Consider the following 16,180-nt stretch of genomic DNA (forward strand, 5'->3'; position numbering starts at 1 on the left):
CAGTAGTAACAACTATGAAAATGACCATCCGCGTCAAACTTTTGCTAATCATTTTAATAGCCAACACTACGTTAGTGCTGGCTATTTATATCGCCAATAAATTAGCATTTGAGAAAAGCTTCACCAGCTATCTAAGAAATACGACTCGCGTGCAACTTCAAGAGGTAGTCAATCAAGTTGCCGAAAACTATGAGCGTTATGGTTCGCTAAACTGGGTGTATCGCGGTTCAGAGCCATGGAATGATATTGTTCGCCAATTTTATGATCTGCCAGATGACGCTCCTCCTAAAGCACGCTTTAGACCTCCACCACGCCACCGAGCGACTGCAACTGAGCGACCTAGACGGAAAGACCGACCACCGCGTATGGGTAACAAAAAACGCCTGTTACTCAAAGACCCGCAAGGCAATATCATCATGGGTAAGGCTCAGAGCATACATTCATCATTCTGGTTTCCTGTTTATCAAGGAGAGCATTTATCAGCGCCAAATCATGACCATGTGGTTGCATATCTTGGCGTCGAACAAAGTGCACTGATTAGTAACGAGTTCAATCAATTATTCGCTCAGCAACAACGACAGCAGTTTGTTGTCATCGCGCTTGTTGCATTACTGATCACGCTGATCATTGCAATACCGTTTAGTAAGTATATGGTGCGCCCCATCGTTCTGTTACGCCGTAATGCTAAAACACTTACACAGGGGAATTATGACTCACGAGTCGAGATTAACAGTAATGACGAGCTGAGATTACTGGCCCGAGATATGAATCGTCTCGCGGACACCTTGGCACAAAACCAAGTAGCAAGACAGCAGTGGATAGCTGATATTTCTCACGAGCTGCGCACGCCCATTGCTGTGCTTCGGGCAGAGCTTGAAGGTATGATTGATGGTGTTATCACCAGTGATCCTGAACAACTTATCTCACTCAATGAGGAAATTCAACGGCTCACTCGTTTAGTTGATGATTTACATCAACTATCAATGTCTGACCGTGGTGCACTTACTTACAACATGGATAGAGAAAATCTCCATGACCTATTGCAACATACTTTTAGCAAAGCTAGTCATCAAATTGACAAACATCACCTCACCTATTCGCTACAGTGTGATGATAATATTGAGATTGAATGTGATGCCCAACGATTCAGTCAACTATTTGATAATTTATTACAAAATACGCTGCGCTATACCGACTCCTCAGAGCAATGCCCTGGCATCGTAGAGGTTGAGGTCAAACAACAACAAGGGAAAACTGTCATTTACTGGCAAGACAGCGCCCCTGCGGTACCTTGTGAACAGTTAGATAAGCTATTTGATAGACTCTATCGTGTGGAAGAGGCAAGAAGCAGGAAAACAGGGGGTTCTGGTCTTGGGCTTGCGATTTGCCAGAGCATTGTTGCTGCACATAACGGAGAAATCACAGCAAACTTGAGCGAACTTGGTGGTCTAGCTATTATTATTACCCTGAAAAAATAATGGATACCTCCCGTGCCAAACAAACATATTTTAATTGTTGAAGACGAACCAAAGCTTGCTGATATATTAAGTAAATATCTTGCACAAGCTGAATATACCAGTCACCTCGTATACGATGGGGCATTGGCAGAAGAGGCTTTTAAGGAGCAACAACCTGCATTAATTTTGCTTGACTTGATGTTACCCAATGTAGATGGCATTGAGATCTGCAAACGGATCAGAGCACATTCAACGGTACCTATCATTATGATCACTGCAAAGGTTGAAGAAATCGACCGTTTGCTCGGCTTAGAGGTGGGTGCCGACGACTATGTGTGTAAGCCGTATAGTCCAAAAGAAGTCGTCGCTCGAGTAAAAGCAATTTTGCGACGAGTTGAGCTGAATCAACGCGGTGATATGTCGGAAACTGAAAGCAAACTCAAACTTGACGAAGAGCGCTTGTTTGTCTCTTTTCAAGAGTCCAAAGCAACGCTTTCTCATGTCGAGTTTATGTTATTAAAAGCCATGTATGGCCACCCTTGTCGCATTTACAGTCGCAATTTGTTGATGGACCATATTTACGACGATAGCCATATCGTTAGCGACAGAACCATCGACAGTCACATCAAGAATATTCGTAAAAAGCTGCAAAATATCGCCCCCAAGTATGACTTTATCCACTCGATTTATGGGGCTGGGTATAAATTTGAAGCCCAAGAACGTGGCACGGAAACAGGCTGACAACACAAGCGCCTGCGTATAGCATCGCTGGCGCTTGCTTTTATACCAATTATCTTAATTAAGTGGTCTATTTTGAGGCGAGAGAATCTTGTCGATAACCCCGCTACCACGCCCTGCTCTCGCTAAGGTACCTACATCCATATAGGTAAGGCAAAAATTTTGCTATTCAGTTGCTCTAAATAAGAAATCTTTAACACGGTTAGCGTCAGATTTACTCCTGCAAATTGAGCAAGTATTAAGTCTAATAGGCATTATACTCCTCCCCTTTGATTTTTAGCGACTACACCACGCTCCCTTTTATTGGTAAACTCAAAAGCAAAAATAATAAGGAAAACCAATGAAAAAGCTGACTTTCGTCATCTTATTATCCTTAACAGGATGCAGTAACAACAATGTTGTGGAACGTATTACACCGCCATCTTCAGTGATAAAACATAGTGCTATCGAGGGCTATGAAGACAGGTACAGCAATCTATATAATTCGTTTGAAGCTTATCCTGCTACCTGTGAAGCACAGTGCTACCCTCCTACACCACGCATTACGTGTAAATCACAAATGCAAGATTGCACCTATGTTGGCGAAAATCCATCACTGTCACTGACAACTGGATTTACAATTCAATGGCTTGGGCATGCCAGTTTCAAGGTTAATTCACCAGACGGACAACAATTCCTATTTGACCCTGTAACGGCGCAATTTGATTGGCCTGTAAACTGGGCATTTCGCCTTTCAGAAGGATATAACCGCAACCTGCCAACCGCGCTAAGTAAAGCTGAGCTTCAACAAACTGATGCAGTTATGTATTCACATCTACATTACGATCATTTCAACAAAGATGATGTAAAAACCATTGGCACTAAGGCACAATTTTTAACGCCACTTGGATTTGCCGAGCATTTTCCTGATGATGGATACAAAGTTTCCGAAATGGCGTGGTATGCCAGTAAACAACTCGGTGATGTCACTGCACATTTTGTTCCCGCTAATCACTTCAGCAGCCGCATTTGGGTTCCTTTTCTGTATGAAGATCATGGCGCAGCATTGTGGGGTGGCTGGGTATTAGAGCATCAGGGCCACACATTATTTTTTGCCGGTGATACAGGATACTCTCCACACTTCAGAGATATTCAGCAAAAATACGGGGATATTGATATTTGTTTACTTCCGATTGCGTCATATCATAGTGAAGAACACCCTAAATGGTATCGCAAAGTACACACGACACCAGAAGATGCTCTAGTAGCCGCACAGGAACTAGGCTGCAAAGTAATGGTGCCATGGGGCTATGGTAATGCCAGTTGGAGAATGGGAGACCGGACATCACATTCAGCCTTATTCCGCCTGTTAAAAATGCAAGATACACTCAAAACAGCTACCCCCATATACATATTAAACGAAGGGGATTCACTTAGTTTGTAAAAAGTCAATTTGGCGGCGCGGCGAAAAATTAAAATAATCTATAATGATGGCCACCACCATGCTATCGTAACGTCTTTATAAATAAAGAGTTAAATATCTAACACATCAATCAATGATAAGGAGTATCAATGAACATAGACGCTAATTTACTTGGTCAAGCGGTATTTATCCTCGCTATCGTATTTGCAGGTTTAGGGTTCTATTTGGGGAAGCGAAAAACCCAAACCCCCATTTTAGTCTCGGTTCTTGCTTTTTTCTCGGCTGTCGCCGCACCACTTGGTTTAATTTTTTTGATGGCGCTTACAATCAAGAACGATTTAACTAAAGCACAAAAGATAACTGATATTTCAGACAACTAAGGGGCTGAAGAAGTTAGTGAATCAGCTAATACCAATTTGCTTAATTAAGTGGTCTATTTTGAGGCGAGAAAATCTTGTCGATAACTCCGCTACCGCGTCCTGCTATCGCTAAGGTACCTACATCCATATAGGCAAGGCAAAAATTTTGCTATTTAGTTGTTCTAAATGAGAAATTTTTAACGCTGTTGGCGTCAGATTTACTCCTTCAAATTGAGCAAGTATTAAGTCAAATTGGTATAACACACCTACACTTCAAAGCGTAATACCACTCTAACTGCAAGCCATTTCTCAATATAAGGCAAATTTGTGCGTCCATGACAGATAAATTTAACGCTGTATTAGGGGATAGCAGCAGCTAGAGAGCAAATTTTTATGCCAAGTTCAGGTTAATTTACTTAGCCTGAAGTTGGAACAAGAAATTAGATAACTAATTGTTTTTAGTGAATAAATTAAGTTATATTCTTATCTAGCCAGACAATTTTGGGGATAACACCGCCCCCACATCCAGCTCTCGCTAAAGTACCTACCTCCTGTAGGCAAGACGAATTTATTCCCAACAATGAACGATTGACGTGCAAGTTCACCTTGCCGACAGAGTATTGGTGCCAGTGCGTTGGCTGGACGTAATATCAAAGCCCCCCACCAAAAAGCTAAATCCAATTTAAAAACAACACGTTACAAGTATCAACATGCAAGTTTAGAGTTAGGTATGTTATACTCTAAACATACCAATCAAGGAGGTATCATACCCGAGTGAGTAGAGCTAAACTAAGCCAAGACGAAAGCCTATCTTTTAAAGTTAATTATCAACTTCTTCCCAAAGAGACAAATCAACTCGACCTGTATTTTTCGATCCCAACTGATATGGGGATCAATAGCAGCACCCTAAATGAAGTCGAATACTTTAATGCCAACATCAAAAGCCACAGCGCCTATTACTCAGAACAACTTCATCTACCCTTGGTGCGAAGCCGTTTTATCAGTCAAAGTAAAGGTCAGAAAACAGATTATCGAGTCAACTTAAATTTATTCTGCTATCAGATCCGTATTGCATTAGATGCTGATGTAAAGCAGACACTGAAGCTAAAAGAAGCCGATGAGTTTTATCCAGCCGCACAGTTATTAGTTGTAGAAACCGAGCGTTTGCTGAAGAAACTAAGGCGCTACACACCACCAGACAATAAACTACAACCTTATTATCAAAATGCCGATAACTACTTAAGCTGGCATACAGAGCAGGCTTTTTTGAAACTGCTGTCAACCGGTCCAAAATCCAGCGACTTTAGTCAAGAGCGCAGTGTCATTACGCAGTTTTGTCAACGTGAAAGCCAATATCGCGAGGAGCAACGCTATAACTCCCAAGTTACACTAAGCGATCCAAACCGCATTACCAACAAAATGAAGTTACTCGAGCGCCTAATCGAATATGGCGTGGTTTTTAATAAACAAACGATAGACTTAAGTACCAACCTAAAGCGCCTAGTGCGAGGGGTTGTCACAGGAATAATCATGGCATTTGTGATGTTTATCGTACTCAATGCTCGCTCTAACTTCCAAGAAGTTACAGTGGCGCTTATCGCGTTACTTGGGGTGATCTATGGCCTTAGAGAAACATTCAAAGAGGATTTAACGCAATGGGCATGGCGTTATATTCAACGTGGTCGGCCTAAATGGCGCAATAAGTTTAAAAACTCCGTTACGGATGCAATCGTTTGTACACAAACGATTTGGCTTGAACATATCCGTAAAAAAGATTTACCTGAAGATGTCGATAAGCTACTAAAAAAACGTCGTCAACAAAATAAACAAGCGGCACACCTCATGCACTTTTGCTGCAAAAACCAAGTGCAAATTGACAAGTTCCTCCCAGGTTATGAAGAGGTACAACAGCGTATTACGTTCAATATGAGCGCTTTCTCGCGCTACTTAAAAAAAGGCGCTGGTAAGTTATATAACCTAGATGGCAAAAAGGTATCGAAGAAGTCGGTAGAGCGACGCTATCAGATAAACTTAGTGATGCGTTTTCAATCATCAAAAGGGATCCAGCTTGAGCGTTATAAGTTAACAATGAACCGCTCTGAAATAGTCGCAATAGAACTTATGGCGAGTGACTCAGTGTATATTGAGAATGAACAATAACCACATAGAGACCACATTACTGGACGTGGCTTGCATCATAGCTTCCATAGCACACTAGCGAGCCACCTAATGGACGGCAAATCGTGGGCTAACAAAACTGAAAACCCACTTTGAAGTTGCTTTGAAGTAGTTAATGGGCTTTTTTTGGCCCATAACGTACCAAATCTTTACCATTTTCATACACAGCTTGAGATACCCAGCGACCCAATAGCAGCTGGTGATTATCATCAAGAACAGCAACAAACGGCCTGCCATCACTATTGTTAGTCGCCAATGCTACCCCTGCAACATTTTGAAGACCCAACCCACCGTTATCAATGAGCAATAAAAATGCTTCAAGCTCTTCTAAAGTTTCTATGACATCGTTATCGTTAATCATTTGCTCTATCTCAACTACCATAGTTGCCGCGCAGGATAACAGTTATGATACGTGGATTAAACCCATCATTAAAACAGGCTGATAGCAGGGGGTCGATATTTATTATCTCAAACTGAAGTACGCTACCCAGATCAGGCGGTCACTCCAAAGCCAAACACTGTAATGACACTAAGAAGCACACCCAACGCTCACTTTACAATAAACAACTTATTTTTATGACGCCTGTTCTTTAGCACTTAAAAATTAAGCGTCATGGTCACGCCTACTTCTCTTGGTGGTGCTAGCCAATACTCCGCAATACCAAATACTTCACGAAAATCACTAGCGCCAATAAAGTGATATTCGTCGGTTAGATTATTAGCATGTACACTAATACTTAGATGCTCACTGAAGTCCAATTGAATTCTTGCACTTAGCAACCTTAAGTGGTCAGTTTGTGCAAAGGGAGAATTAAAGACATCTGTATACATTTTACTGCGGTAGCTCCAATCCAATCGAGTATGTAGTCGCTTATTCCCACCTAGATACCAATTTTTCCAAATACTACTCGTTAATGACCACTTGGGTGTACGGATGGGGGTACTATCGAGTGTAACTTGAGTGGCATTGCCCACATCTACAAATTCAGAGCGGGTAAAAGCGCCTGAGATAGAGGCACCAACATCGTCATCAAGTAACCCTTCGAACTCCCACTCAACCCCTCTCGTCTTGGTCTTACCCACATTATCAATAAATATTTCGACTCCTTCTTGAGTCGACTCCCCTCCCCTCAACTGCATGTCTTTATGTTGCAAGTAGAAAGCGGAAATATTAATCCGCAAACGGTTATCAAGCCACTGCGAACGCAGGCCCGATTCATACGCGGTTAAATGCTCTGGTTCAAAAGGTCGGATTGCCGCAGCTGAACTGGGTAAGCCATTAAAACCACCGGACTTAAACCCTCTTGATCCCGTTAAATAAAACACTGCATGCTCATTGGGTTGATATTGAAGGCCAAGCATAGGGGAAAACACTTTCCAACTTGGTGTCACAGCTCCAGCTTCACTCTGGTTAGTGCGAGATAAAAGCAGCACGTCCGCCTCTAAGGCTAACCCTGTCACCTCTTGGCGTTTATCTTCACGGGTATACCTTGCACCTACAATGCCTGACCAAGTTGGTGAAAAGTGATAATTCATATGACCAAATATGGCATAGCTAGTATTTTCAATTTCATTTAAAAAGCGATTGTGGAAATCAAATGCAACATTTAATGGGTTACCCGCACCGCCAATATCGGTTGGTGCAGATAAAGGTGAGCCATCAATCGGTGTCGGGATAGCTTCAAGCGCCTGAAATAATCCGTCAAAAAAGTTAAAGTCTGCACGATAACTGATATTTTCATCAAAATAATAGACACCAAGTAACCAATCATAATCGTCAAACTGTGCAGTTAGATTAAACTCTTGACTACGTTGGTTTTGCCATTGCCAGTCTTGAGTGACGCCAATATTAACAGGGTTGTTGTCGAAGTCTCGGCTATAAAAGGCATCTAGCGACCGGTAAGCGGTAATGGATTTGAGTGACATCGCATCAGTTAGCCGATAATCAGCCTGTAGCGAAATTCCTGTGTGCCTAAAGCTGTTACTGTTACTTTGCTCTGAGGCACTGAGATACTTATCATCAAAAACTTGTAGCGGCTCAATTGGCTCCACCCCACCACCAAGTTCTGCGAATATATTGTAAAGCTGGATTAAAATCGCATCATCATTTTTGGCAGCAAGTATAGAAGGTGCACTCCCCCGGCTCTGTGTTTGACGGCTATACTGCCAGCGAAAACTTAAGTCATCGCTTGCCTGATAATGTAGCTTAGCTGACAAACTAAAATCATCTTCGCCTCCTTCTTGACTACCATTAACACGACGAACAAAGCCATCTTTGTCATATTTTGCCATTGCCACTCTTATCGCAACGTGCTCTGAGAGCGGTTGATTAACCACCATGGTTAGGTCTCGACGGTCAAATTCTCCAAGCGTTAGTGAGGTTTTAAAGATGGTTTCATCCACTACAGGGCTGGTACGAATATTAACAGCACCGCCTATCGTATTTTTACCAAAAAGTGTCCCCTGAGGCCCCCGCAGTATTTCAATTTGTTCCACATCTAAAAATCGCGACATAGTACCTGCGGAGCGAGCAAGATAAACACCATCAACATAGACACCAACACTGGGATCCGTTGTAGGTATCGGATCAACCTGACCCACTCCTCGTATGGTAATATTTGCACAATGGGTGCAGCCTGAATTCTCTCCTGTCGTTGTTACATCAACGTTGGGAATGAAATAACTCGCGCTCAATAAATCCGTGATATTGCGCTGTTGAATTTGTTGCTGTGATAAAACCGACACTGAAATTGGCGTGCACTGTAAACTCTCAGTAACTTTTCTTGCCTCAACTTTTACCTCTAAAAGCTGGTCGAGTGACAATGAAAACAAGTCCTCCTCACTCGCCGATAATCCCGTGCAATTGAGCGATGCGAACAGTACGCTGGTGCCCACGATATAGTTGTGGCTAGACATAACAATGCAAACTCACTATTGACTGAGTTACTTAAGTTTAGTCAGAATTTCACATCTGTGGGAGTAAAGTTGAAACGCTTGATAATTTGTTCGTACCAGGAAGCTGTCTTGTATCATACTCATTCATCTTTGTACTAAAAAACAGTATGAGACCGAGCTAATCAATAAAAAAGAATTCAAAGAGAAGCGCTTTACGTTAAACGCAGCAGCACTGGTTTAAATTAAGCTCGCTATAACCCTTAACAACTCAGTTTTGCTTCACTGAGATATTCGTCAAGCGCAACTGCTCTATCTCTAGACGATTAACACTAAGCGTCGCCTCTCCACCAGTTGCGTCCTTGAGATCAGGCACAAAATAAAGCGCGGAAATATGCTCAAGTACAATCCCTTTATCTTTGGACCACTCAGGCGTCCAACTCGGCCTTTTAAAATCACTTAGAGAAAGCCGAACAACCTGCCAAGAATTTGAGGCTGGCAATACGCTTTGGTAATGGGCGTAGCTTTTATCGCCCAGCCTCCCATACTCTTGTTGTGAGAGTTTAACAATGACGGCTTTATCACTTTTATAGGCAAGGGTAACAATAAATGCGGGGGTTAACTGTTGGGGTAGATCGTATATCAACTCCACCCAAGAATTATTCGCTTTATCAACACGAGGAACCCGAGTAAAGTGCACCGAGACCACACCATTTTGTACTAACCCTTCATCATATTTAGCCTGGCTGCCATGTGGATCCGTTACATATCGCCACTGATTAGGTGTTAAAGTTTGGCTAGCAACAGTACATCCAGAAAGTAAAATAGCCACGACTAATATAAATAAACGCATACTGAGCATCCTTTAGCCCCCTCCTTAAGCAATATTGCTCAGTGTATTTATTGATGAGTGATATAACAACAACGGCTGATTGCTATTTTGATGACTATTAAAAGATTTCAAGTATTGCTTCTGACTAGCAAACACGAGCACTCGTTAAAATACACGAACTACCTATAAAATTAGCAACGCAGAAATTAAGATAATTAATTAACAAGAGCTGCTGTAACAGGCAAACATAGGTGTAATGCTATGTAACTCACTGTAATATCTTTACTGCTGTTTATTTTCTATATTCCTAACTCACTCAGTTAGACAGGAAATGAAAATGAGCAAATTAACAAAAGTTATCATTGATACCGACATGGACTTTGATGATTACATGGCATTAGCTTACCTACTACAACATCCACAAATAGAAGTATTAGCTATCAGCGTTACCGGCTGTGGCGCCGCTCACTTGTCTAAAGGGGTGGAAAATTTAGCTAACTTTTTGACCTTGTATAGCGATGAAACGCAAAAGCTTCCGATTCTAAAAGGTGCGAATGCACCACTGCGATATAGTAATGTTTTCCCTGCCAATGTCAGACAAGGTGCTGATAGCCATTACCAAGCCACATTCCCCCAAGAAAATAGGCAAGCAAATATATATGAGGCACAAGCATGGTTAACCGACTACTTTTTGTCCACATCAGATAAGGTGACTGTATTATCCATTGGAGGTGGAACAAACTTTGGGCAACTATTCCAAGCAGCCAAAACTGATAAACAGTTACAAACAGGTATTTTCAACGCCATAGAGCAAATAGTCATGATGGGCGGAAACCTTACTGATGAGTACATCACGCCTGGCGCAAGTGGTAACATACTCGATACTTTGGGCGACAACCCTTACTATTCAAATGCCGTGGCTGAATGGAATATTTTTATCGACCCGCTCGGTGCACAAGAGGTTATTGACTCTGGGATCCCTGTCACTTTGGTTGCATTAAATGCAACACAGGATGTGCCAATTGACAATGACTTTGTGACACAACTCAAGCGTATTCAGTCGCCGCAAGCCCAATTCTTATCTGAAGTACTTGACTATCCTGACAACAAAGAAGGGATCGGCAGCTTCTTATCTTTTTGGGATCCTCTTGCCGCCTGCGTTATTACCAATCCAGATATTGTTTCAACTCAGCCCTTTGCGATCTGCATCGAGCAAGCCATGAATGAAGAGCAAGATACTTCAGGAAAATTGATTGTAGATGAAGTAGATGGTACTAAGATAAACGTTGCAATTTCCGCAAATAAGTCTCTCGTTTACGAAACTTACCTTGCTGTATTCAACGATTAATCCGCTTATCAGTTTGCCCACTTGCTGTGGGCAAGCCCTCTGTAACGGTATAAAAACTCAATACCGCAAAAGCAAAGTGTAATCTAACGTAATCTCGTGTAATACCAAAGTGTTTCACTCAGCACTACAATTTACTCGAGTAATATCAACAAAACTCATTTCTGTCACCGATGATAACTACAGACAAGCTCAGCTTATAGCAATTACATTGAGCAAATGAGCTTTTTTGATGCGGGGAAGCCACGCTGTGCCATGGCTCGCTGCGGCAGAACTACCCATTCATGTTGGTAGGGCAAATATTATAACTTAATTTTTATAAATTAAGCCGTTAGCCAAGCGAGTATGGTACTTCCCCCCTTCAAATTGGTTTAAGCACTAATGCGATTACTATTCGTTTTGACTGGCGTGGCGAACGCTTTCTGTTTGTGTATCAAGTAACAAAAGGGAATATAATGAACATCAGTAACTCATCAACAGTAAAGGCGGCTGCACTAGTATTGTCTGCACTCGCGTCATATTCTGTAACAGCGAAAGCTGAACCTTGGTACAAACAATCAATGTATAAAGGTCAATATACAGAGCTAAATACCTGTACCCAAACATACCCTAGCTATTGGCAAGACCCTAACCCCAAATTCACAAAAATGTGGGAAGGCCAAACTATTTCTAATGTACCAACAACGCTATGGGATGAAGGAATATTCGCACTCTCAGATAAATACCCACGAGAGCTTGTTATTGAACCGAAGAAAAATCAGCCTTGGTATGATGCCAAGTTTGATGCACTATTCGATGAAAGTACCCCACAACGAGAAAAAAGCAAGCTTGCCAAAGAATACATAAAGCTTGTTTATGCCTATGGCCTTGAAGGAAATATTGCGGGCAAAGGAAGAGTTGCTTCAAGGGACTTTGATACTTGTGAAAATAAATATAGACCTTGGTTCCACATTCCATTTCAAACTTACGATCCACTTTCAGGGCGGGAGTACATTAGGGGCTTAACACGTGAAGCTCCAGTCACTTTTTCGGTGCAAGATAGCTCGGGTACAGATGCCTCGACCATGTGGGCTGTCGGCTTTTATAATGCTACAGCAGCATACACTTTAGGGGAAGTGTGGCAAGAAGATGGCACAGCTAAATTACCAAAAAAAGGCGTACGATTCCACGAAGGTGCCGTCATTATTAAGCCATTATTTAATACTTCAACTATCGCTCAAATACCTGTGTTAGCAGGATTACCAAGCTGGAATGCCAATATCTCAGATCCCGCTTACTGTGAATGTAAAGTAGCACCAGGAAGCAAAGATAAAGATGGTAACGAGCGCAAGGAATGTAACTTTATTGAAGAAAGTAAGCAATGTAAGCGTAACAGTCAGGCTTGGGATGACGTAAAACTGCTTCAATTTGATGTCGCCGTCAGAGACGACAGAGCAAAAGATACAGGCTGGGTATACGGCACCTTTGTGGCGGACGGGCAACGCAAAGCAAAAGTCAAAAACCCATGGGAGAAGATGACATGGCTAGGGCTAATGTGGGGTAACGATACGCCTGCAAAAGGCCACTTAGCGTTTAATACACCAGTGAATCCAAGAGAGAAAGGCTTTTCAGAAGCAGTGATAAACTGGTCTTTAGTTGATGAACTTAACAAGTATAGTGGCAGTGCTATGACACGCCAAGTTGGACACCTTGGTTGTAACAATCGCTTGAATGGTCCTGCCGATAACACCAACAGCTCTTGTATGTCTTGCCATGGCACCGCTTCTTTACCTGATAGTGAGCGTAATACACCACTGATGATCTCACAGTTTGGAGAGCAAACGCCTGAATGTGCGGTACCGCTTATAAACAGCGACACATTGGGTAAAGATAGAGGTGGCGACACAGGTGAAATCCATGATGGTATTAACTTCGCACAAATCGATAGCCTGTACTTCGCCAATACGGGTGCTGGTGAATCCTTTAATATTCGTGTCGATGGTAAAAGCCTAGCTCAGCCTCATTATGACTTTGCGCCGGACAAGAAAGAATGGATCTCTTTGGATTACTCAATGCAGCTTTCTATTTCATTGCAGCAATGGCTAGAGTGGGTTGAAAATCAGCAGCTAGATCCTAACGATCATGTTTTAAAAGATTTCAGAGGCCGTAATTAATCTGACATTTTAGATAAAACACCCATTTTAAGGTAAACGAATGCCACGCTACCGTGTAGCTTTCGTTTACCTTTCATTCAAAAAATCACACTTTCCAATCTTTCGAGCTATCAAATACTGCTGATAAAGCTAATCGCTTTATGCGCCCTACGCGGACAAAATGTAAATCGATGTAACTTTTTTGATAATATTACATTCCTATTTTTGCCATCAAATGATAAAAAGGACGAAATTAAGTGAATGTAGGAACATCATTTTGAAGAAACACATCGCTGCAGCTACTGCACTTTGCGCATTATCAGCAATCTCGGGTAAAACAATGGCAACACAGTCAGATCCTTACCTTTGGCTTGAAGAGGTCGAAGGTGAAAAACCACTTGAGTGGGTCAGCAAACAAAATGAGGTATCTCTAAAGTATCTCCAAAGTAGTCCTGCGTATCAGAACATTTATCAAAATACATTAGATATTTTAAATGATCAGTCTCGCATCCCATACGCTACTGAACGAGCGGGTTATTACTACAATTTCTGGAAAGATGCAGATCATGTCAGAGGGATTTATCGAAGAACAACCTCAGAGGAATACAAAAAAGATAATCCAAAATGGGAGACAATCCTAGATCTTGATGCACTTGCTAAAGCCGAAGGCGAGAATTGGGTATACAGTGGGATCACGTGCCACTACCCCAAATACGAACGCTGTCTAGTGCGTTTGTCGCGCGGCGGTGCAGATGCAAAGGTTGTAAGAGAGTTTGATATTCCAACTAAGTCTTTTGTTAAAGACGGCTTCTATTTGCCCGAAGCAAAAAGCACTATTTCTTTTTATGACGACAACTCGGTCTTTGTAGGAACCGACTTTGGCGAAGGCTCAATGACTGACTCTGGCTATCCAAGAATCGTCAAAATTTGGCAACGAGGAACGCCACTAAAGGACGCTAAGACAATTTTGGAAGCAAAACCAAGCTCAATTAACGTAGGTGGCCTTACAATTTATGACAATGACACGTCATATCACATGCTGTATGAAGCGACGAGCTTTTATACAAGAAATATCTTTCAGATTAGTAATGGAAACAAACTAAAGCTTCCCATTCCCGAAGATTCAGACTTCTTAGGTTTAAATAACGGTAAATTCTTCGTGAAATTGAAGTCGTCATGGAAAGGATTTGAACAAGCAGAGGTGATCTACGCCAACATTGATGACATCAAAAAAGAAGACATCAAATTTTCCAGCCTGGTTAAACCAACAGCAACACGCTCGATTGAATCGCTTGATTTCACTAAGTCCGCCATTCTTGTGACGGTCTTGGATGATGTGAAAAATAAAGTGTTCCGCTACATTCCTAAAGCCAATGGCCAGTGGCAAGTTGATCAAGTTAATTTCCCTGAAACAGGTTCACTTTCTGTCTTCGATACCGATCCAGACAGAGATGATTTTTTTGTGGACTATTCTGATTTTCTCTCACCAGCTAGTTTGTATCTCGTGAATGGCCAGTCACTAGAAATCACCAAACTCAAAGGTAACCCCTCACACTTTGATTCAAGTAAGTTTGTTACTCAACAAAAGTTTGCAACGTCAAAAGATGGTACAAAAATACCTTATTTTATTGTCCACAAAAAATCACTAAAGCTTGATGGTAAAAACCCAACACTATTATATGGTTATGGTGGGTTCGAAGTATCAATACAACCTTTCTATTCCGCCAGTATCGGCAAAAACTGGCTAGAGCAAGGGGGTGTATTTGTGCTTGCTAACATCCGAGGCGGTGGAGAGTATGGCCCTCGTTGGCATCAAGCTGCGTTAAAAGAAAACCGTCATAAATCCTATGAAGACTTTGAAGCCGTTGCCGAGCAGCTCATCGCTGACAAGGTTACTCAACCGCAACACCTTGGTATTCAGGGTGGAAGCAATGGTGGACTATTAATGGGTGCTGCATTTACACGTCGACCAGATTTATACAATGCTGTGATATGCCAGGTCCCTCTTCTCGACATGAAGCGCTTTAACAAACTTTTAGCTGGCGCAAGCTGGATGGGTGAGTACGGCGATCCGGATCAACCTGAGCAGTGGGAATACATTAAAACTTACTCTCCTTATCACAATCTCAGTAAAGATAAGCAATACCCTAAAGTATTCTTCACTACCTCAACCAGAGATGACCGTGTACACCCGGGTCACGCTAGAAAAATGGTTGCCAAGATGAAAGACATGGGATTCGACGTACTTTACTTTGAAAATATAGAAGGAGGCCATGCTGGTGCTGCTAATAATGAACAACGCGCCATGGTTAAGAGTCTTGAATATGTGTATTTAATGGATAGATTAAAATAATCCAGTTAAATATTTTTATATATAAAAAGTGATAGGACTATAGCCCTAGCACTTTAAAAAACAACACCTTGCTTTACACTATGAGTAAAAAGATCGAAAGCCTAAGCTATTAGGGTGTTTATTTCTCATCAAAAATATAAATTTAAAATGAGCAAGAGCCAGATTTAATACACCCTTAGTATATTAAATAATGGAAATAAAGTTTCATCAGTATCATGACACTTATTGGTATTCTCTTCGCCATTATCTGATGTATAAACCACTGCTTTCCCAAGCTTCATTGCTGAATACAAGATACCTAGGTTTTTATAGTAATCAGGATGTGTTGGCTTTAGCTCGATAGTTTCATGTTGCTCTGGTGTTATCCCAGGGCGGGATCGCACTTTTAGCTAATTTATGATCAAATAGCGCCAATCCCATTGCTAGGCGCAACCAATGAACCTGATTGAACACCTTACAGTTGTAGAAGAAACTCGCTCTGATATTAACAAA

11 protein-coding genes are annotated in these 16,180 nt (G+C 41.7%); 8 read left to right on the forward strand and 3 right to left on the reverse strand.

The annotated features are described in order from the left end of the window. Positions 1–14: 14 nt before the first annotated feature. The 5 genes from F9Y84_RS19885 to F9Y84_RS19905 all read left to right on the forward strand — a co-directional run bounded on the left by F9Y84_RS19885 (position 15) and on the right by F9Y84_RS19905 (position 6,116). The gene (locus F9Y84_RS19885) at positions 15–1,478 is read left to right on the forward strand and encodes an ATP-binding protein (RefSeq protein WP_147391170.1); all 1,464 of its coding nucleotides are present in this window, start codon (positions 15–17) and stop codon (positions 1,476–1,478) included. A gap of 12 nt (positions 1,479–1,490) precedes the next feature. Further along, the gene (locus F9Y84_RS19890) at positions 1,491–2,198 is read left to right on the forward strand and encodes a response regulator (protein ID WP_147391171.1); all 708 of its coding nucleotides are present in this window, start codon (positions 1,491–1,493) and stop codon (positions 2,196–2,198) included. A 337-nt stretch (positions 2,199–2,535) separates the two neighbouring features. Next, on the forward strand, positions 2,536–3,618 hold the full coding sequence (locus F9Y84_RS19895; RefSeq protein WP_147391172.1) for an MBL fold metallo-hydrolase: 1,083 nt from the start codon (positions 2,536–2,538) through the stop codon (positions 3,616–3,618). A gap of 128 nt (positions 3,619–3,746) precedes the next feature. After that, positions 3,747–3,977, forward strand: a complete 231-nt coding sequence (locus F9Y84_RS19900) for a hypothetical protein (protein ID WP_147391173.1) — start codon at positions 3,747–3,749, stop codon at positions 3,975–3,977. A gap of 753 nt (positions 3,978–4,730) precedes the next feature. After that, positions 4,731–6,116, forward strand: a complete 1,386-nt coding sequence (locus F9Y84_RS19905) for a hypothetical protein (RefSeq protein WP_147391055.1) — start codon at positions 4,731–4,733, stop codon at positions 6,114–6,116. 130 nt (positions 6,117–6,246) lie between these two features. On the opposite strand, the gene F9Y84_RS19910 is transcribed toward F9Y84_RS19905, so the two are convergent. From F9Y84_RS19910 to F9Y84_RS19920, 3 genes are all read right to left on the reverse strand, one after another. Beyond that, positions 6,247–6,495: a hypothetical protein gene (locus F9Y84_RS19910; protein ID WP_128732669.1), complete on the reverse strand. Its 249-nt coding sequence runs from the start codon at positions 6,493–6,495 to the stop codon at positions 6,247–6,249. 236 nt (positions 6,496–6,731) lie between these two features. Next, entirely contained in the window at positions 6,732–9,050 is a 2,319-nt protein-coding gene (locus F9Y84_RS19915; RefSeq protein WP_147391056.1) for a TonB-dependent receptor, read from the reverse strand. A gap of 247 nt (positions 9,051–9,297) precedes the next feature. Further along, entirely contained in the window at positions 9,298–9,879 is a 582-nt protein-coding gene (locus F9Y84_RS19920) for a CIA30 family protein (RefSeq protein ID WP_147391057.1), read from the reverse strand. A 316-nt stretch (positions 9,880–10,195) separates the two neighbouring features. Here F9Y84_RS19920 and F9Y84_RS19925 point away from each other — a divergent pair, with 316 nt between their 5' ends. The 3 genes from F9Y84_RS19925 to F9Y84_RS19935 all read left to right on the forward strand — a co-directional run bounded on the left by F9Y84_RS19925 (position 10,196) and on the right by F9Y84_RS19935 (position 15,688). Further along, complete coding sequence (locus tag F9Y84_RS19925; protein ID WP_208723423.1) at positions 10,196–11,206, forward strand: nucleoside hydrolase; 1,011 nt, start codon at positions 10,196–10,198, stop codon at positions 11,204–11,206. 452 nt (positions 11,207–11,658) lie between these two features. Further along, the gene (locus tag F9Y84_RS19930) at positions 11,659–13,356 is read left to right on the forward strand and encodes a hypothetical protein (RefSeq protein WP_147391059.1); all 1,698 of its coding nucleotides are present in this window, start codon (positions 11,659–11,661) and stop codon (positions 13,354–13,356) included. A 319-nt stretch (positions 13,357–13,675) separates the two neighbouring features. Next, complete coding sequence (locus F9Y84_RS19935) at positions 13,676–15,688, forward strand: prolyl oligopeptidase family serine peptidase (RefSeq protein WP_225740778.1); 2,013 nt, start codon at positions 13,676–13,678, stop codon at positions 15,686–15,688. The last annotated feature ends 492 nt before the right edge of the window (positions 15,689–16,180 follow it).

The organism is Pseudoalteromonas peptidolytica, from assembly GCF_012641745.1.
Lineage (GTDB): Bacteria > Pseudomonadota > Gammaproteobacteria > Enterobacterales > Alteromonadaceae > Pseudoalteromonas > Pseudoalteromonas peptidolytica.

What these genes read in the sequence shown, in the direction of transcription:
- F9Y84_RS19885 (WP_147391170.1), top strand. Translation starts at nt 15, where the DNA reads ATGAAAATGACCATCCGCGTCAAACTTTTGCTAATCATTTTAATAGCC.
- F9Y84_RS19910 (WP_128732669.1), bottom strand. Translation starts at nt 6,495, where the DNA reads ATGATTAACGATAACGATGTCATAGAAACTTTAGAAGAGCTTGAAGCA.
- F9Y84_RS19900 (WP_147391173.1), top strand. Translation starts at nt 3,747, where the DNA reads ATGAACATAGACGCTAATTTACTTGGTCAAGCGGTATTTATCCTCGCT.
- F9Y84_RS19895 (WP_147391172.1), top strand. Translation starts at nt 2,536, where the DNA reads ATGAAAAAGCTGACTTTCGTCATCTTATTATCCTTAACAGGATGCAGT.
- F9Y84_RS19920 (WP_147391057.1), bottom strand. Translation starts at nt 9,879, where the DNA reads ATGCGTTTATTTATATTAGTCGTGGCTATTTTACTTTCTGGATGTACT.
- F9Y84_RS19915 (WP_147391056.1), bottom strand. Translation starts at nt 9,050, where the DNA reads ATGTCTAGCCACAACTATATCGTGGGCACCAGCGTACTGTTCGCATCG.
- F9Y84_RS19925 (WP_208723423.1), top strand. Translation starts at nt 10,196, where the DNA reads ATGAGCAAATTAACAAAAGTTATCATTGATACCGACATGGACTTTGAT.
- F9Y84_RS19930 (WP_147391059.1), top strand. Translation starts at nt 11,659, where the DNA reads ATGAACATCAGTAACTCATCAACAGTAAAGGCGGCTGCACTAGTATTG.
- F9Y84_RS19935 (WP_225740778.1), top strand. Translation starts at nt 13,676, where the DNA reads ATGGCAACACAGTCAGATCCTTACCTTTGGCTTGAAGAGGTCGAAGGT.